The sequence below is a fragment of the Companilactobacillus bobalius genome, assembly GCF_009764355.1.
Genome location: NZ_LNUA01000077.1, coordinates 361,576 through 380,738, shown reverse-complemented (window position 1 = coordinate 380,738; position 19,163 = coordinate 361,576). Strand labels below are relative to the sequence as shown.

At 34.7% G+C, this 19,163-nt stretch carries 13 protein-coding genes; 3 read left to right on the top strand and 10 right to left on the bottom strand.

The features are described 5' to 3' along the window. Positions 1–147: 147 nt before the first annotated feature. The 5 genes from ATN92_RS18320 to ATN92_RS18300 all read right to left on the bottom strand — a co-directional run bounded on the left by ATN92_RS18320 (position 148) and on the right by ATN92_RS18300 (position 7,882). A complete protein-coding gene (locus tag ATN92_RS18320) occupies positions 148–1,332 on the bottom strand; it encodes a restriction endonuclease subunit S (RefSeq protein ID WP_056954593.1) in 1,185 nt (394 codons plus the stop codon). Continuing rightward, positions 1,325–2,974, bottom strand: coding sequence for a type I restriction-modification system subunit M (locus ATN92_RS18315; protein ID WP_056954591.1), 1,650 nt, complete (start codon positions 2,972–2,974; stop codon positions 1,325–1,327). The genes ATN92_RS18320 and ATN92_RS18315 overlap by 8 nt, the downstream gene beginning before the upstream one ends. An 8-nt stretch (positions 2,975–2,982) precedes the next feature. Then, positions 2,983–6,057, bottom strand: a complete 3,075-nt coding sequence (locus ATN92_RS18310; RefSeq protein ID WP_056954691.1) for a type I restriction endonuclease subunit R — start codon at positions 6,055–6,057, stop codon at positions 2,983–2,985. 244 nt (positions 6,058–6,301) lie between these two features. Beyond that, positions 6,302–6,997: a DUF554 domain-containing protein gene (locus ATN92_RS18305; protein ID WP_056954589.1), complete on the bottom strand. Its 696-nt coding sequence runs from the start codon at positions 6,995–6,997 to the stop codon at positions 6,302–6,304. A gap of 69 nt (positions 6,998–7,066) precedes the next feature. Further along, positions 7,067–7,882, bottom strand: coding sequence for a MerR family transcriptional regulator (locus tag ATN92_RS18300; protein WP_056954587.1), 816 nt, complete (start codon positions 7,880–7,882; stop codon positions 7,067–7,069). 152 nt (positions 7,883–8,034) lie between these two features. Between ATN92_RS18300 and ATN92_RS18295 the strand changes: the two genes are divergently transcribed. Next, positions 8,035–10,641, top strand: coding sequence for an isopeptide-forming domain-containing fimbrial protein (locus ATN92_RS18295; RefSeq protein WP_056954585.1), 2,607 nt, complete (start codon positions 8,035–8,037; stop codon positions 10,639–10,641). Positions 10,642–10,898: 257 nt separating this feature from the next. Next, positions 10,899–12,029 carry a GGDEF domain-containing protein gene (locus tag ATN92_RS18290; RefSeq protein ID WP_056954583.1) on the top strand — a complete coding sequence of 377 codons (1,131 nt, stop codon included), beginning with the start codon at positions 10,899–10,901 and terminating at the stop codon, positions 12,027–12,029. Between the two features lie 164 nt (positions 12,030–12,193). Here ATN92_RS18290 and ATN92_RS18285 read toward each other — a convergent pair whose 3' ends face one another. From ATN92_RS18285 to groES, 4 genes are all read right to left on the bottom strand, one after another. Further along, positions 12,194–12,754: a hypothetical protein gene (locus tag ATN92_RS18285; RefSeq protein ID WP_056954581.1), complete on the bottom strand. Its 561-nt coding sequence runs from the start codon at positions 12,752–12,754 to the stop codon at positions 12,194–12,196. Positions 12,755–12,872: 118 nt separating this feature from the next. Beyond that, the gene (gene ppsA / locus ATN92_RS18280) at positions 12,873–15,269 is read right to left on the bottom strand and encodes a phosphoenolpyruvate synthase (protein WP_056954579.1); all 2,397 of its coding nucleotides are present in this window, start codon (positions 15,267–15,269) and stop codon (positions 12,873–12,875) included. Between the two features lie 367 nt (positions 15,270–15,636). Beyond that, the gene (gene groL, locus ATN92_RS18275; RefSeq protein WP_056954577.1) at positions 15,637–17,271 is read right to left on the bottom strand and encodes a chaperonin GroEL; all 1,635 of its coding nucleotides are present in this window, start codon (positions 17,269–17,271) and stop codon (positions 15,637–15,639) included. Positions 17,272–17,325: 54 nt separating this feature from the next. After that, the gene (gene groES, locus ATN92_RS18270) at positions 17,326–17,610 is read right to left on the bottom strand and encodes a co-chaperone GroES (RefSeq protein WP_025085097.1); all 285 of its coding nucleotides are present in this window, start codon (positions 17,608–17,610) and stop codon (positions 17,326–17,328) included. Between the two features lie 145 nt (positions 17,611–17,755). On the opposite strand from groES, the gene ATN92_RS18265 reads away from it, so the two are divergent. Then, complete coding sequence (locus ATN92_RS18265; protein WP_234032621.1) at positions 17,756–18,382, top strand: CPBP family intramembrane glutamic endopeptidase; 627 nt, start codon at positions 17,756–17,758, stop codon at positions 18,380–18,382. Positions 18,383–18,447: 65 nt separating this feature from the next. Here ATN92_RS18265 and ATN92_RS18260 read toward each other — a convergent pair whose 3' ends face one another. After that, positions 18,448–19,161: an AEC family transporter gene (locus ATN92_RS18260; RefSeq protein ID WP_056954575.1), complete on the bottom strand. Its 714-nt coding sequence runs from the start codon at positions 19,159–19,161 to the stop codon at positions 18,448–18,450. Positions 19,162–19,163 lie beyond the last annotated feature (2 nt).

Below are 19,163 nucleotides of genomic sequence, written 5' to 3'. Positions count from 1 at the left end.
TATCAATGTCTTTTTATTCTTCTTTTTTGTGGACAAAAATTTATGGGCAAAAAAAGACTTCAGTGAATTTTTTTAAGTCCACATCGAAGCTTTTTTAGTTATTTTAGTTATTAGTTAAAGGGCTGTTGTGTCACAGTCCTTTTTTTGTTAGATAAATATATTTTGTAGAAGATATTTTTTTAAAAGTTTTAGTTCTTCTAATTTATCTTGTTGTAGTGTTATAAAATGATCAAGATTTTGCAATAAAGTACCAATCTCCTTTTGCTCTTCTTTAGCTGGCATCATAATTTTTATTTTCATCATGCTGTCAGCATTAAGTTTTGCACGCCCTCCGCCAACTATAAATGGTTCAATATTTATGCATTTTAATACATTCATTAAAAACTTGTTATCTGATATTTTGCTTTTAGATTGTAAAACATGTACATGATTATTAATCCACGCCTTCCCATTAAGATATTGTATGGGATAATTTTTTAAATCGTTGGCACCATCTTCAGCAACTAAAATAAATTCTCCATCATGTGTATATCCTTTAACGTGGTCCTGAATCCCGTTAGCTCCATAATAAGGAGTATCTCCTCGGATACGATCAGATGCCGTAATAGGTATTCTTAAATTATCATAACGGTTAGATACTTCTTTCAACTTATGCTGTTCCCAATCGTCATGAAATTCAGCAAATCTCACTTCAGGTACCTTTTCCCCTTCTTTAGGGAATAGTTTCTGCAATAATCCCTTCTTGAGTTTCTTATATAGGTCTAACTGCCGTTGTTGTAGAGTAAAAGCAATATCAATTGAATTAAGTATATTTTTTATTAACAACTGTTCATTACTATTCTTAGAATACTTTATACTTATATTTTTAATATCTCCTAAATATATTCCCGGTTGGGCGGATACGACTTGATTTATTTTTAATTTTTTTTGGAAATGTGGTGCCATAATTAAAAATCTTAAAAATTCGGAATCTATATCTTTTGTTCTAAGGTATGCAACACTTCTTTGAAAGGTTATATGTGTATCTCCATTATATATAGCGGTTTGACCAATCGATCCAACAATTGTTAATAGTATATCTCCCTTTTTTAATCTAAATGATTTATGAATGGATTCAAAATCAGAAATCGATATATGCCTCTCATTATTACTAATGTTAATTTTTCCATTTTTTATATTTTTTGCACTTAATAAAAGTGGACCATCTACAAAGTCTTTATGTGTACCATGAGTACCATCCTTTAACAAAATAAGATGGGACCCAATGTTATCCTGTTCCCAATCGTCAGTAAACCCTTTAAATCGAACCTCAGGCACCATTTTCTTATCCATGATTATTCACCTCGTCACTCAACATAGTGATAAAATCATCAAGATCATTCTGAGTCTTTTCATCAGAAGAAGTGAGTTCTTTCATCATTGAAAGCAACTCATTTTTATTTTCCATAATTTTTTTGTTATTTTCTCGAATTTCTTTAGTAACTTCACCCAAGTCAATTTCCGGTTCAGGCTCAAAAGTATCAACATAACGTGGAATGTTTAAATTGAACTCATTTTCTTCAATCTCACTCATTGGAGCAATATGAGCATATTTATCAACATCTTTACGTTCTTTGTATGTGTTAATAATTTTGTTAATATCATCATCACGAAGAATATTTTGATTTTTACCCTTTTCAAAATTATTACTTGCATCAATAAACATTACATCTTTATTAGTCTTATTCTTTTTCAAGACCATCACTAATGTTGGAATCCCAGTTGAATAGAACAATCCGGCTGGCAATCCAATCACAGCATCAATTTGGTTCTTGTTTAGCAATGCCTTACGAATTTTTTCTTCTTTAGCCCCACGGAACAAAACACCATGTGGCAAAACTATTGCCATAGTACCTTCATTACTTAAATGATATAACCCATGAAGCAAGAAGGCATAATCCGCTTTAGTCTTTGGTGCTAAACCGCCATATTCTTTAAAACGTGGATCTTTCATTTTATTATCTTCATTATTCCAATGAGCTGAATATGGAGGATTTGCTACAACCATATCGAAACTACGAGGATGATCAATGCCACTAGAATCAACGCCATCAGGCCAATCGCTCTCCAAAGTATCGGCATTACGTAAATCCATATTCATATATGAAACATCATGCATCATCAAATTCATACGAGCCAGGTTATAGGTAGTTGTATTCAATTCTTGCCCGTAATAGAACAAACTGCGATTTTTAATCTGTTCTTGAACAGTTAGTAGCAACGAACCAGAACCACAAGCAAAATCATAAACACTTGGTTTATCTTCTTTTGGATTTAGGTCGATAGTCACTAACTTAGCTAGAATTTCTGAAACTTGATGAGGTGTGTAGAATTCTCCAGCTTTTTTACCAGAATTACCAGCAAATTGGGCAATTAAATATTCATAAATGTCACCTAGAATATCATGTCCATCATCATCTTTGTATTGGACTTCATCAACCAGATTAACGATTTCAACTAAAGCTTTTGCTCTGGCTGCAGTCGTTTGTCCTAATCGTGAATTACCCAAATTCATATCCGCAAATACGCCATGAAAATCTTGTTTAGCATTTTTATTCAAATCAACATTGTGATTAAAGCTATCCAACATATCTTGAAAATCAGATGGTGCAATTGAATTATCATTTACCTTATCTACAATCGTTTGCCATGTATATTGAGGAGCAATGGCGTAACCTAATGAATCAGCCAGTTCTTCTAGATAGTCATTTAAATCATCACCACTAGCTTGCTCAATATAAGCATCATTAACACTTTGTCCTTCTTCAACATCAATTAAATCATTTTGTACCATTCGTTGTTCTTGATGTTCTGACAAATAACGATAAAACATAAATCCTAAAATATAATTACGATATTCACTGGCATCCATATTACTTCGCAAGCGGTTTGCCATTTCCCAAATTTGACCAGTTATTTCTTGTGCTTTACTCATAATTTCTCCTAATATTTATCAACCATTTGATCTGCAAACTTCTTAAAACTTCTTCTCAAATGAGTACGGTATTTAATTTTTGATAATTTCTTAACTTCTTCAGATTCAGCATCCATTCGATAAACAACACAGGCTTCCTTAACTATTTCGTCTAAAGCTCCATCAATATTTAAATCATCAGCATCTTTTACATGATCTGATACTAACTTATTAATATCTTGAGATGCTTCAATGTCAGTTAATCCCCAATTTTTTTTATAATCGAAAATATCATTCCGCAAACGCATGTCATTATGGCCTGAAACTAAATTTTTAACTTCATTCTGTTTTACAGGGTATGTGTCAGAATACTTAACTTTGCCATTCAAAATATCATCAGTAAATTGATTAATCTGTTCAGCATACTTACGATTATCAACTTTATCGGAAATTGATTTAATTTCTTTAGCTGTTTTATTAGCATTTTCTAAATCATCATCATGATACTGATTCATCAAGTTAGCAATTAACTCCTCCAAGTAATCATAATTTACCCGAATGGCTTTAACATGTTCCATTTGGAGATCAATTTGTGACACATCAACGTGATGAATCCTAGCAACTTCTTTTTTCAGCTTATTGCTTAAAGTTGTCGTTAATACCTCTTCAGTGTCTACATCCATTCCTAATTCATGCAAAAGTGTATCAGGATTTTTGTCATCATATTTATCGTCTTGTTTAGCCATAGCCATCAAATGATTATATTTACGTAGGGCCGAATACATCTCTTCAATATGGTTGTCATCTTGAGGAATTCCTGTAAAACCATCAGAAAAATTATTCAATTGTTTAGTAACTTTTTTTAATTCTGATTTAACTTTTTCATAAGGTTTGGCAATCACACCTATCTCACCTGGAAATTCCAATTGAATATTGGCCGAATCTCGATTTGCATATATTGCTAGAGCTTCTTTCATTAACTTCTCGGTTTGATGTGGCCAACGATAATTAACGATTCGACCAAATGGCTTTGTCTGCATATCATAAACACGATTAGTTCTTGAGTAAGCTTGAATCAATGCAGAACCATGCAAAGTACGGTCAACATACAACGTATTCATTTGTGGAGCATTGAAACCAGTTAGTAATTGATCAACAACGATTACAATATCAAAATACTTACCGTCATCAATTGTTCGATTTAGTCTAGAAACCACTTGAGCGGTGTAATCTTTAACATCTTGATCTCCAAAACTTGTACCGAATTCTTTGTTGTAATCAGTCATTGCCTCTCGCAAATCTTTATTATTATCTAATTGATTGTCACTATTTGATGTAGTTTGGCTGAAAGTAATTCCTACTTTCAAACCAGAATCACGTTTTTTAAATTCGCGATAATACATCATTGCCATAGGTGTTGAAGCCTTACCACCGCCAACATGGGTTGTTAATATAGCATTATACTTACCTTGTCTTGATCGTTTACTCCAATTCTTGATAATGTCATCAACAACTAACTTAATATGTTTAGGATTATTATCATAAACCGATGGCTCAACAGTATCATCCATATCTGCATCAGTCATATTGTCGATACGCATTTCAATATCTTCATCTGAAATTCCCGGATAACGTCCCTTAAAATATTCAGGCAAATACTGGTCACGCAAAACTGAATCCGACAGAGTTGTTTCAAAATCAACTTTAAACCCTAAAACATTTCCATCGGCAATAGCATCCCTAATTGTATAAGCATGAATTAAATCACCAAAAACCTCTTGAGTTGTTGGATGTTCATCAAAAACTGGTGTCCCTGTATAACCAACCCAAGCCGATCTTGGGAATCCATCTTTAATCCGTTTCAGCATATCTCCTGAAGTTGAACGATGAGCCTCATCAACGATGAAAACAATATTTTTATCAATAGGTTTGAAGTTGCTACTTTGAACCATCGAATCCATTTTTTGAGTAGAAGTAACGATGATTCCGTTACCCTTTTTGGATAGTTTCTTAGATAAAATCCAACGATTAGCTGTATCAGTTACAACTCCTCCGTTACTTTCATCAGTATTTTCTGGATCATAAGCTTTATATTCATCAACAGTTTGATTAGTTAAGGCAATCCTATCAACTAAGAAAACGACCTTATCAACATTTGGTAAACGTGAGGCTAACCAAGCAGCTTTGAACGAACTAATTGTTTTACCCGAACCAGTCGTATGCCAAACATAACCTATTCCTTGTTTACCAATACTGAAATCATGTTCACGTATTTTTCTAATAACCCGTTGTGTAGCATAAACTTGATATGGTCTCATGGCCTTAATCATTTGATGTTTTGGTGTTCCATCCAAAATCATATAGTTAGTAGCCATTTGGTGTGCCATTGGAATTGACAACATATAATTGGAAAATTCTTTCCAATCAAAGACCGGCTTATTATCATCAGCTTTTTGCCAGCGAAAAGCAAAATCAGTATTAAATTTGTCTGTAGTAGTATTTGCCATATATCTACTATCATGCGGTGTAATGGCAACCAATATTTGTAAAGTTGAAAAGATATCTGTATATTGACGTTCATCAATATATTGATGCATCTGATTTAAGGCCTCTTTAGCATCGTGTCCATCGGCCTTTTCTTCAATCTGCAAAATTGGCAGCCCATTGATTAACAGAGTTGTATCAAAACGTCGATTTTTTCGACCAGGAATAACTGCTGGTCGTTCAATTTGATTAACTATCTGATAAATCGTATCCCCAGCACCAATATTATCTTGATCAAATATTCTAAGATATACGTGTTTACCATTGTCCAAATCCACTTCAACTTGAGAGATTCCATTCATACCATACAAAAATTGTCCGGCTTGATATGGAGTTTCTAATTGACCAATAATGACTTTTATTTGTTGAAATTCTGACCTAGTCAATGGCGCATCCAAACGATCCTGATTATGTTGTTCAACGATCCTTTTGAAATTAGCCCACAAATCGTCAGTTGTTTTAATATTAGGAAGATAACTCCATTGCTTTGTTCCACCCAAATCAACCAAATGGTTGATTAACTCATCTTCAAAATCTAACTCATTAGTTTTTATCACAATTTGTTTCCCCCTAAACAAATGTAAAGATTTAGTTGCGATTGTAAATTTTTTACATATTTGACTTTATCTTATCAAAAATAAACCCCTAAATTACGAAATAACTAATTAAAATTTAATTCATTTTTGAGATTTTTAAAATAATAGCGTATTCAAAAAAGCCAGACATCTTGCCTGACTTTTTCCATATTGGTTAATATTCAAATAAACATTCGAAAAGAAAAATTTATCATGAGCATTCTTTATTCTAAAACAACTGCATAACAGCTATCACAATAATAGGCACCAACAAAGAAGGTAAAAGATTCAAAACTTTAATCTTCTTAATATTCAACAATCCCAATCCGGAAGCCAAAATCAAAATACCACCCACAATTGTTAATTCCGTAATCATGTTGTTATTGATCGAATTTTGTAACAACATGGCTATCAAATAAATACTTCCTTGCCAACACAGAACGGCCACGGCTGCTAAAGCCATCCCTATTCCAAAGGTTGACGCTAACACAATTGAAGTTATTCCATCTAACATTCCGTTTGTAAACAAGAACGTATAATCCTTATTCAAAGCTGCCTGAATTGGTCCCAAAATTGATAATGATCCAATGCAGTACAACAGGATACCAGTGGCTAATCCTTCGGCCAAATTACTGTCACCATTGGGATTAGGTTTGGAAAATTTATCCACAAGATGATTAAAATGTCCCTCTAAATCTAACCATTCTCCCAATAATCCTCCGACAGCTAAACTAACAATGAACAAAACTGGATAATGGCTTTTGGGCATATGTTGTATCACAGCATTGATACCAACCATCATTGCCACTAATCCTAGTGCTTGCGTAAGGATCTCATTATATTCTGGCTTGATTCCCTTCTTAAAATAACTACCGACAAAACTCCCTATCAAAATCATGCCGACATTAAAAATTGTTCCAATCATAAGATCCCCCCTAGTTAAGATATTAATTTCAAATTATAAACTCTCTAGTCGCTGGAGGGTCAACTCATTTTAAATTTCTTTAACAGGAATTCTAATTTCTGTAACGTACTTAGACAGATCATTAGTTATTCCATAATCAATCAAGGCTGTTTCTACAGCATCCCCTACAATTTTATAACGGTGCTTCTGGCAGTAATCTAGCAACTTTTGATACTGAGCAGCAGACGTTTCGTGCGTACCGTTAAACCTTAAGCGTAAGTACTGCCCTGACATTAATTCACCAGTTGCCGCCTTATCGTCCCCCGGTTCAAGTATCAACAATAAACCACCATAATTTTCAAAACGATTCTGTTCTAATTCTGACTTTGATAACATTAGAGCAATCTTACCTAAGAAGATACTTTTATCAACACCAAATTTTTGTCTCAAAGTAGTGATTGGCAACTCAATATCCTCTTTGGCATGATAATTTTCACTTAAAAAAATGACCGGAATTGATGGTAAATTGACTAGCTCAACCACATTTAAATTACTTTGAATTGCATCATTTACTTGAAGAATTCGATCATCAATTCGCTGTTCTATACTTTGTAAAGCAGTTATTTGTTGATGTACTTGTGACTTTTGTTCTCGTAGCATTTTCTCCAACAATGAGGTATCACGGGCTTCAAAAAAATTTCTAATCGACTCAATCGACAATCCCAACGCACGCAAATAAGTAATCACGTTCAATCTTTCAAACTGTTCTGTCGAGTAATAACGATAATGCGTTTTCCGATTTATCCTGGCTGGCTTCAATAACCCCACTTCATCGTAATACCGAAGTGTGGTTATTTTTATTCTAAATATCTTTGATAATTGCCCAATAGTAAATAAAGGATTCAATTTTATACCCCGTTTAATAATTTGTGAAGTTTAATTCAATCTCGAACAAAATAATAATTAATAATTGAATCAGATTGTTTTTTATTAAATCATATAATGATAATGATAGAAAATACAATCACTTATTATTGTATCTTTAGGGGAGGATATGAATGAGTAAGGAATATAGATATATTCGTAGAATCATAGGCATATTTTTCATTGCCTTATTTTGTTTTATTGCCTTTAATAATAGCACTACTTTAAATGTTAAAGCTTTTTCTGAAAGTGATGTAATTACTAATACCAATAAAATTGATGATGGTATTAGTACGTGGCATCAGATAACAGGAACTAATCCTAGTAACAGCGGCTACGTTGGTTCTATTCAGATTAGTAACGGTGTTTATTTGAAATATACTTTTGGATCGGCTCGTGATAAATATGGTAATGTGACAACCGGCGGTGATAATACTGTAGCCACTGATGTTACCAAACTGAATAGTGGTATTTACGGTGCGGGATATAATTACTATTCTAAAATCAACGTCTTTATTGATAATCATGGTAAATACAATAGTATTGTTCATCAGGGACAGGATTCTTACATCGGCGGTAGCCCTCAGAAAACTTCTGATTCATCGTTCGATTATGCTCTTGTTTCTGGTTCATCAGGTAAATATTATGCTGATCAATCAGTAATGGGAAAAATGAGTCCAAAAGTTTTTATGTATGGTCGCGACAGTAACAATCGTCTAGTCTTAAAAATTGCTGGATATCTAGCCAGTGGACCTGGTGCCCGTGCTTACGCTGAAGTAGTTTTACGTCCCTCATCAACTGGAGCTCCCATTGTTCAACGTGAACTCTACGTCTACACTCCTTCTGGACAAGTACAATTCCAACCATATTTTGGTGAAGATACTGCGATGAATGACGACAGTACTATATATGATGCTACTACTGATACTAGTGTTGATGCCATTGGTGATGATGTTCCACTTTATGCTATCGGTGGCGGTCAAGGTCTTTATATTAATAGTGCTAAGAATACTAGTAACAGTAAATCTAAATTATTTGTCACAAATAATGTCCCCGGTGGATTCAAGAATTACATGGGTATCGCTTTTTCCAGCCAATACTCACAAGATATTAAAGGTAAACCTGTCAGCAGTAATGCTGGTAACGTATTAACACCTAACCTTAAACCTGGTGGCAGTGATCCTGGTGATACCAACAAAGCTGCCGGAGAACCACTTCTATTTGCCAATACACAAAATGGTGGTTTGCAGGCTATTGTTGATGCCAATGGTCGTCAAAATTCGGCATACGTATTGAGATGGGATAGTGTCACATTACCTGCTGGTAGTACAGGTCACTACGCTTCAACAATAGGTGCAACCGTATCCCCTTACGCTGTACCTATCGTAACTAAGACTTATACAAATAGTAATCAGAATTCTGATGGAACAAATAATGTTGGCGATACACTTCATTTCAAATTAAAAGTTGTTAATAACGGTTTGAATTCCCACTGGAATTACAGCAAATTAGTTGATATTTTGCCTAAGGGATTGCAACTAGATCAAGACTCTGTTAAATATACTTCTACCAGATCAGTTTCGTACGGTTCTGGTTCTGATCAATATGATAAAGATGTTGATGATGGAGATGGTAGTGTTCCTGCCTCTTCAACAACAAATAATACAATCAATTTTACGCCCAATAAGATTCTAGAAGATAAGGCTACTTACACTGTTACTTTTGATGCTACAGTTACATTTGCTGCTGGGGAAAGTTCTAGTTTGACTAACTCAGCCTCTTTCTATGGTAATAATCAAAATGCCAGCGGAGTCGCACTCGATTCCACTGCTACTTATAATGACAGCGTAAAAATACCTATAGCAAGTCCTCATCTTGACATCTCATTCGACAAGACATTACGTAATGACACTACTAATTCAACTGGTAGTTTTTCAGATTCAGTTGATGGTAAAAAAGGTGACACTATCGAATATAAAGCTACGATCAAACCTACCGGAACTGATACCGTAAAGAGTGCCATCTTCAACGATAAACTCCCCGCAGGACTAGAATTGAAGTCAGGAAGTGTCACAGTAAATGGTGTTGCCCAAAGTGGTGATATTGATGGTATCAATCTAGACTCCATTGCGAATAACGGTACAGTAACCATTGGCTTTAAAGCTACAGTTACGGCTGTTACTAAACAAACCGCGACTAATATTGCTGTTTTGAACAGTATTAAAACAGCTAATGGTAAAACATATAATAATTTTCAATCTACCAGTGCTGTCCTAAATATTGCTGAAACAGCACCGACAATGAGCTTCGAACAAGTTCCAACTTCTATTGATTTCGGCGTCATCAATAGCTCTGGTTCTGAAAGAATATTACCTAACGTCAAAACTGATGGTCATTTGGTAGTTGATCATACTAGTGATACACCCTTCCAAATCACTGTAGGTTATGATAATAATGGTGATACCCCTATTAAAAATACTAGTGATAATTCAAAATTAATCCAAAATAACGACAATGCTATTTACTTTAACCAAAATAATGATTCTAATAAGGAAAATTGGTTGCCTCTTTCTGCCAGTGGTATTCCCATCAAGGATGAAGGTTTTTCTGGATCACACACAAATTATGATTTAACTAATTACATTGGTTTGAATCAATGGCGTTTACGTGTTCCAGGTACAGCTACATCTGGTCAATATTCAGGTAAAATAACTTGGTCAATGCAAGATACCTTACAATAGAGTCGCAATTATTACATTTACAAAAATATCCAGCAACTTATCAAAAAAAGTTGCTGGATATTTATTTTTCATAAAAGATTACCAGGATACTACGCACTTTTGAGTACTCCGTCTATTATGAGACAAAAATCTTAATTGTTCTATTATAAATTTATTATTACTTATGTATAATATTTATGTATCAAAAATTAAGAAATATATTTCAATTTTATTATGTAAGGTCATCTATGCATATTTCATAAGGGGGTTAATAAAAATTGTTAACAAAGTATGTTTTACAAGAGATGCCTTTACTCACTAGTCTCTTCTTTATCTTTGGCGTTTTTATTATTTACGAAATATTATTTGATGGCGTCAAATCCGTCTTGTCTTTGAAAGAAATCAATATTGAATCAGGTATCCTCAAAGCTCAATTAGGAATCATGTATTTATTCATCCTTCTATTCGGGTTACAAGCTCTTGTTGTCAATCACCAAGCTACTTGGATCTTCATTAATTTTCAAATTGTTGCTTTGATTTTCTGTGCTGTCTTTCTGGATGCACCAGTTAATTATCCTATTTTTATTCCGATTGTCTTAGCATTCATGATCTTCAATTCAGCAATCTTCTATTGGGAGTCATGGTGCTTTGCCTTAACGTTATTCCTTTTTTATTATTCCCTGAAATACATCAAGAAAAAACGAACTAATCCTTTCCCATTCATCTACTATATGCTGGACGGATTGTTCTTCGGTACTATTCTTTGGAGTCTGGCTAGAATCAAATTTTCACTTAACGGCACTACTATTTTTCAACAAGTGTCTTACCTAATCGTTTTTGAAATCTTTGTCTATAGCTATATCGGGTTCTTCATTCGTGATGTTCGTGTTAAACATACACTTTATGAGTTTGCTCACTTAGATGCTCTGACTCACGTAAAAAACTTTGCTGCCTTCGACAACGATATCCATGCCCTCTTCAATCAACATCAGAGTAACGATATTAATGTTGCAATGATTATGTTCGATATTGACCATTTCAAAAGTATCAATGACCACTACGGACATTTAGTTGGTGATAAAGTTTTGCAGCAAGTTGCTGACATCACACAAACAGTTATCAATGCCAACGATGGAAATATCAGATTTTATCGTACTGGTGGTGAGGAATTTAATGTTATCTTACCTAATTATAAATTATCGGAAATAGATTCCATTACTCAAGAAATCTTCACCGCCATCAACAATTCTCAATTCAAATTTAACAACCAAAATGTTGACGTTTCAGTCTCCGTAGGTAGTTCTGAAATAAGGGAAAATGATCTCAACTCAGACGAATTTTATAGCCGAGTCGACGATGCACTTTATCAATCAAAAAGAAACGGGCGCATGCGAATTACCAAGAGTTAAACAATCTATTTTTGTATTATTATCAAGCATAAAAAGAGGTGTTCATATTAACCGATTAATTCTGGTTAATATGAACACCTCTTTTATTTCAAAATTAAACCCCTAGATAGTTAAAACACTATTTAGTCTGGAGTAAGACGGAATTTCAATCACACTTATACTAACTATGATTGCTTAACCATTTCAGCGCCAATGCCAGCTTTATCACAAATAATGGCAATGACATACTCGATTGTTTCTGTATCATCCCAATCGGCTGATAAATCCAAATTAACTTCTCGACCATCTTTTAACTTTATTTCCAAATAATATGGTGTTGGCAAATTAAACATAATCTTCTTAGGTGCATAAAATGATCCACCTAAAATATTGGCAGGTGCATTCATTTCACGACCCACAACTACTCTTAAAGATTTAACATTATCAAATTTAAAACTCATCTTATCTTCACTAAAGGGCATCAATACTGATTGAAATTTAACACCAAAATTTTGATAATCGTAACATCTAATACCATCGTCGGTAACTTCCCAATAGCCATAAAAATCTGATAAAGTTTTGGCAAAAATAAGCGCAGTTATAACAAGAAAAGTTACTCCTAAAATTACCGCCAATAATATTTGATGCGTAAATACTGTTATCACTAAACCAACCAATATACCAACTACCCAACTCACGGTCATTGGCACGTAGTTAATCTTGCGACCAAATTCAATACTATCCATTCTAATTCTCTCTTCTTCTATATACTCTAATAAACAATTCTATACTTTTAACATTCACAAAGACAATAAAAAATAAGACCACACATTATATGCAGTCTTATCAATAAAACTTAATTAACTATTTCCAATCATAGTCTGTTGGATCATTTAGTCCCCTCCCAGTGGCTTTATCCAACATAATTCTTTGTTCAAAGCGGGCTACATTACGTTTCGTTTCTTTAACCATATCTGGGTTAACTGAAACATAATCAATACCGCACTTAATCAAGAAGTTAGTGAAGTCAGGATACTCTGATGGTGCTTGACCACAAATACCAACAGTCTTGCCATCTTTATGTGCTACTTTAATCAAATGGTTGATAGCACGTTTAACAGCTAAATTACGTTCATCGAACAAACTAGCAACTGTATCATTATTACGATCACAGCCAAGAATCAACATTGCCAAATCATTTGATCCAATTGAGTAACCATCAACATACTTGTTAAATTGATCAGCCAAAATAATATTTGTTGGAATTTCAGCCATCATGTATACGTGGAAGTCGACACTACGTACAAGTCCTTCGCCACGCATAATATCAGTAACTTTTTGAGCTTCTTCAACAGTTCTGACAAATGGAATCATAACGTTCAAGTTCTTCAAACCAAATTCATTACGTACTTTCTTAACGGCAGCTAATTCAAGTTTGAAGGCTTCAATATATTTAGGATCGTAGTAACGAGAAGCACCACGCCAACCTAACAAATCAGCTGGTTCATGCGGTTCATACTTGTCGCCACCCTTTAAGTTACGATACTCGCTGGACTTGAAGTCTGAGAAGCGTAATACCATTGGACGAGGAGCCATGGCACGAGCAACTTTGGCAATTCCGTCAGCCAACATATCAACAACTTTTTCTGGATGTCCTTGTTCAATCAAATAGAGTGGATGTTCATGGATAAAGGTTGTCCACAAGAATTCTTCACGCATCAATCCAATTCCGTCAGCTGGTAATGTTGAATATTTATCAGCTAAATCAGGATCACCAAGGTTCATCATTACGCCAGTTGCCGTAGGTGCAAATGTTTCAGCTGCAACTACTTGACCTCCAGCTTGGGCTGGTTCTGGTTTCTTAAGCAAACTTTCAACTTTACCCATGTAAACAATACCGTTTGTGGCATCAACTGTAACAACATCGCCTGTCTTCAAAGCATCAGTTGCGGCAACATTCATGCTCTTAGTACCAACGATACATGGAATTTGCATTTCACGAGAAACGATAGCAGCGTGACAAGTCATCCCACCATTATTAGTTACAATAGCAGCGGCCTTCTTCATAGCAGGAACCCAATCAGGTGATGTCATCAAAGTAACAAGGATTTCGCCCTCTTTGAATTGATCAATATCCTTTGGATCATCAATAACATGTACAACACCACTAGCTAAACCTGGACTGGCTGGTAATCCACGAACTGCAACCTTAGCATCTGCTTCTGCAACCACGTTATCATCTCCACCGTTAGCCTTATTCTTCTTACGTTGTGACCAGACAGTCTCTGGACGAGCTTGAACGATCCACAATCTATTAGTATTGCTATCAAGAGCATATTCCATATCCATATAACAGCCATAGTGACGCTCAATCTCTTTAGCATATCCAGCTAATTCAATAACTTGGCTATCAGTTAATGCTTGTTCATTTCGTAATTCTTCTGGAACTGGTTCTTCCTTAGTTCCTCCGTCAGGAAGTCTAACCAATTGAATTGATTTCTTAATAATATTCTTTTCAACAATCTTCATTGATTGCTTATCTACAACAAAGTGATCAGGCGTTACTTTTCCTAAAACAATATATTCACCTAAACCATAGATAGCATCAATCACAATCTTAGACTCATCACCATTAGCAACGTTAACTGAGAACATGATTCCTGATGCTTTAGAGAAGACCATCATCTGAATAGCAGCTGACAAAGCAACTTTTTCATGTGGAAAATGTTGTTTGTGTCTGTAGTACGTTGCACGATCAGTAAAGAGTGATGAATAACATTGTTGTACACGGTTAACAACATCATCGGCTCCTCTAATGTTTAGATAAGACTCCTGTTGGCCAGCAAATGAAGCATTAGGCAAATCTTCGGCTGTAGCAGACGATCTAATAGCTACGAATGGATCAGTCTGTCCCATCTTCTCAGAAAGATCAGCATATGCCTTCTTAATATCATCAGCCAAATCAATTGGCATCGTTGCTCCAACGATCAAACTCCGAATCTCTTCACATGTCTTATGAAGCTCATCAGAATTCTCGTAGTCACTTATGCTTTCCAACAATGCATTAACCTTATCGTTCAATCCAGTTTGGTGCATGAAGTATTGATATGCGCGTGCGGTCGTTGCAAAACCATATGGTACCGGTACATCCATTGAGGAAGTCATTTCTCCCAAAGAAGAAGACTTTCCACCAACTAAATTAACATCCTTACGATGCAATTCATCAAACCATAAAACATTCGCAGTATCTCGACTACTCATGATAATATTGCCTCCTTATATTTCCGATTTGAATCTATTCTATGCATAATTGAAATTACTTTTTATAAGTAATTTCATTACGACCACATTATAGTTCATTAGCTCACAAATAGTAAACCTGTTTAAACTATTTTTGGCTTAAAATATTAACTTAGTTCTATTGACTTTTTAAGCTTCTAATCGTCATATTCATTGATATATACGGATTGTATAGTAAAATTAGCCAATTTTTATTAATCAAAATAATCATATTTTATATAGCATTCACAAAGTTCAGTATATCACAATATTGCTATTGTGAGCATAAAAAAAGAAGCATATCAATTAAGATATACTTCTTAAATAATCTTCTTTATGAATCAAAAGATTACATCATGCCGCCCATTCCACCGGCTGCAGGATTTGCTGCAGGTGCAACATTGTTATCTTTTGGTTCTGGCTTGTCAGCAACAACAGCTTCTGTTGTTAACAATAGAGATGCAACACTGGCTGCATTTTGTAATGCTGAGCGTGTTACCTTAGTTGGGTCGATGATTCCGGCGTCAACCATGTTTTCCCACTTGTTAGTTGCAGCATTGAAACCAACTTCATTTTCTTGGTTCTTGATGTGTTCAACGATAACTGAACCTTCGAAACCAGCATTTTCAGCGATTTGACGTAGTGGTTCTTCAAGAGCACGTGCAACGATATTAATACCTGTTTGTACGTCTCCTTCTTCTTTAAGAGCAGTAACTTTACCAAGTACATTCATCAAAGCTGTACCACCACCAGCAACGTAGCCTTCTTCAACAGCGGCACGTGTGGCATTTAGAGCATCTTCAATTCTGTACTTACGTTCTTTCAATTCTGTTTCAGTAGCAGCACCAACTTTAACAACAGCAACACCACCAGCTAATTTAGCTAGACGTTCTTGTAGTTTTTCCTTGTCAAAGTCAGATGTTGATTCATTGATTTGTTTCTTGATTGTTTCAACACGTTCGTTGATAGCATCCTTGTTGCCAGCACCTTCAACAATTGTTGTGTTGTCCTTTGTAATAGTAACTTTACCAGCTTGACCTAATTGATCCATAGTTGTGTCTTTTAGTTCAAGACCAAGGTCAGAAGTAATAACTGTACCACCAGTTAATGTAGCAATATCTTCTAGTTGTGCCTTACGACGGTCACCAAAGCCAGGAGCCTTAACAGCAACAACGTTGAATGTACCACGAATCTTGTTCAATACAAGTGTTGGTAGAGCTTCACCATCAATATCATCAGCGATGATCAATAATGCCTTACCTTGTTGAACAATCTTTTGTAGTAATGGCAAGATATCTTGGATGTTTGAAATCTTCTTGTCAGTGATCAAGATATATGGATTGTCGAGGTCAGCTTCCATCTTGTCGTTATCTGTAACCATGTATTGTGAAATGTATCCACGATCAAATTGCATACCCTCAACAACATCAAGTGTTGTATCAATACCCTTTGATTCTTCAATTGTGATAACACCATCGTTACCAACTTTTTCCATGGCATCAGCAATTAATTTACCAGTTTCTTCACTAGCTGATGAAACTGAAGCTACTTGAGCAATATCATTCTTGCCTGAAACCTTATGTGAAATCTTGTGAAGTTCATCAACGGCAGCGTTTGTAGCCTTTTCGATACCAGTTCTGATACCAACAGGGTTAGCACCGGCTGTAACGTTCTTCATACCTTCTTTAACAATTGCTTGTGTCAAAACAGTAGCTGTAGTAGTACCATCACCAGCAATGTCATTTGTCTTTGAAGCAACTTCGGAAACAAGCTTTGCACCCATGTTTTCAAAGTGGTCTTCTAATTCAATACTCTTAGCAATAGTAACACCATCATTTGTAATCTCAGGTGAACCATAACTCTTTTCAAGAACAACGTTTCTACCCTTAGGTCCGATAGTTGTCTTAACTGTATCAGCAAGTTTATTAACACCGTCCATCATCTTTGAACGTGCATCTTCTGAAAATTTAATTTCTTTTGCCATTAATTTTCACACTCCATAATTAAATTCTTTTAGTTAAATTTTTTAAGTTTAAAATTAATCAATAACTGCCATGATATCTTTTTCATGAAGGATTAAATATTCATTGTCTTCATACTTAACTGTTGAGCCTGAGTATTTATCAAAAAGAACTTTATCACCTTTTTTAACGTTCATAGGTAATTTCTTTCCATCTTCAGTAACTAAGCCTTCACCAACGGCAACGACATCGGCTGTTTGTGGCTTCTCCTTAGCGTTGTTTGCTAAAACAATGCCACCAACTGTCTTTTCTTCTTCTTTATCGACTGTTACAATGACTCTATCTCCAAGTGGTTTTAACAATTTAAATCCCTCCGATTATTATTTTTCTTAATGTTTGTTTTTATATCTTTAGCACTCGAACATCTCTTGTGCTAATCACAAGTTTTATATTAACATTTTATTGAAAACATGCAAGTATTTACCTTTAAAAATGTAAGGAGTAATCATGAATTTTCCCAAAAATCAATTCTTCACCCTATTAACATATATCCTTTTGTTATTACTGGGTAGCGTTCTAAATATGTTGTCGGTCACCGGCTCAATCTATTTCATCATTCTCACTTTAGGAGCCCTAGTTGCTACCGGTCTTATGATGTATTTAGTAAAACTAAATGGCCCAAATGATTTCGAAGAGAAAACCGATTTAAATCATAATTTACAATGGATCATTTTAGGAACTATCGGTGCAATTGCTCTTCAATATGGAGTTGGCTTCATCGATCAACTAATTTTCCATACTAGTACTCATTCAGAAAACACCATGCAGCTACTATTGATGGTCAAACCTTATCCATACTATTTCTTATACGTATTGATCTGCGCACCTATCATGGAAGAAATCGTCTTTAGACGTATCTTTTTTGCCAATATGATCAAACCGACTAACATCTACATTGCTGCTATCATTTCAGCATTACTATTTGCCTTCATGCATCAAGATACCAGATTCATCGTTTATGTAGCAATGGGTCTTTGGTTCTCATTTATTTACTACAAATCAAAAAATATCTATGCCAGTGCTGGCAGTCACATTCTGATGAATGCAATTGTTTTAATTTTAGGAACAATATAAAAAGAAGCCAAGTCTTTTAGGATTTGGCTTCTTTTTGCTTCAATTTTTATAATGTATAAAATCTTCTAATGATCAGGTACCTTTAATGGAATCTTTTCGCCTTTGAAAATCTTCTTAGCAGTTATATCTTGTTCAGCTTCCATATCAATATACCTATTATATCTGGCCAAAATAGCATTTATAGATGCTATTGAAAGCTTTTTATAATATTCATAATCATCAACATATCCTGAATCATTATTTTCCATATTCCTTATTAACACCCTATGGGAATCCGATGCCTCTTTTAATTCTTTAGAACTTTTTCCATACTTTTGAACAGTTTCATATAATGCATCACAACTTTTTATACCCTTATCCCTTACTTCACGATCATCCATAGAATCTAAACCGATGGCTAGATTATCCCTATCTTTCTCATTTTGCTTAAGTTGCCGCTGCTGTATCAAATTAATTGCAAACTGCTCGTATTCATAACTTGGCGATTTTGGTCCAACAGTTGCCTCAAAAAGAACAGCTATAGCAAAGCCTATTATTACTGAAGTAAAAACTCTTAGTGGTCGTTTCAATTTCTTAAAGAATAAAGATATGAACAACCATACTAGAAGAATCATTGCTAAAAGTATATATATAAGAAATACTGCCAGAAAAAGCATATACATCATATGATTTGTTTGAAACGGCATTATTATGAATAACAAGCATGGAATTATAACTATGAGTGTACTCATCCAATTCTTGATCATCCACTTACCTAATGTAGTTATTTTTGATTTCATAT

Excerpts from the sequence above, each read along its gene's own strand:
- ATN92_RS18320 (WP_056954593.1), bottom strand. The coding sequence starts at position 1,332 with ATGGATAAGAAAATGGTGCCTGAGGTTCGATTTAAAGGGTTTACTGAC.
- ATN92_RS18315 (WP_056954591.1), bottom strand. The coding sequence starts at position 2,974 with ATGAGTAAAGCACAAGAAATAACTGGTCAAATTTGGGAAATGGCAAAC.
- ATN92_RS18305 (WP_056954589.1), bottom strand. The coding sequence starts at position 6,997 with ATGATTGGAACAATTTTTAATGTCGGCATGATTTTGATAGGGAGTTTT.
- ATN92_RS18295 (WP_056954585.1), top strand. The coding sequence starts at position 8,035 with ATGAGTAAGGAATATAGATATATTCGTAGAATCATAGGCATATTTTTC.
- ATN92_RS18285 (WP_056954581.1), bottom strand. The coding sequence starts at position 12,754 with ATGGATAGTATTGAATTTGGTCGCAAGATTAACTACGTGCCAATGACC.
- ppsA (WP_056954579.1), bottom strand. The coding sequence starts at position 15,269 with ATGAGTAGTCGAGATACTGCGAATGTTTTATGGTTTGATGAATTGCAT.
- groL (WP_056954577.1), bottom strand. The coding sequence starts at position 17,271 with ATGGCAAAAGAAATTAAATTTTCAGAAGATGCACGTTCAAAGATGATG.
- ATN92_RS18265 (WP_234032621.1), top strand. The coding sequence starts at position 17,756 with ATGAATTTTCCCAAAAATCAATTCTTCACCCTATTAACATATATCCTT.
- ATN92_RS18260 (WP_056954575.1), bottom strand. The coding sequence starts at position 19,161 with ATGAAATCAAAAATAACTACATTAGGTAAGTGGATGATCAAGAATTGG.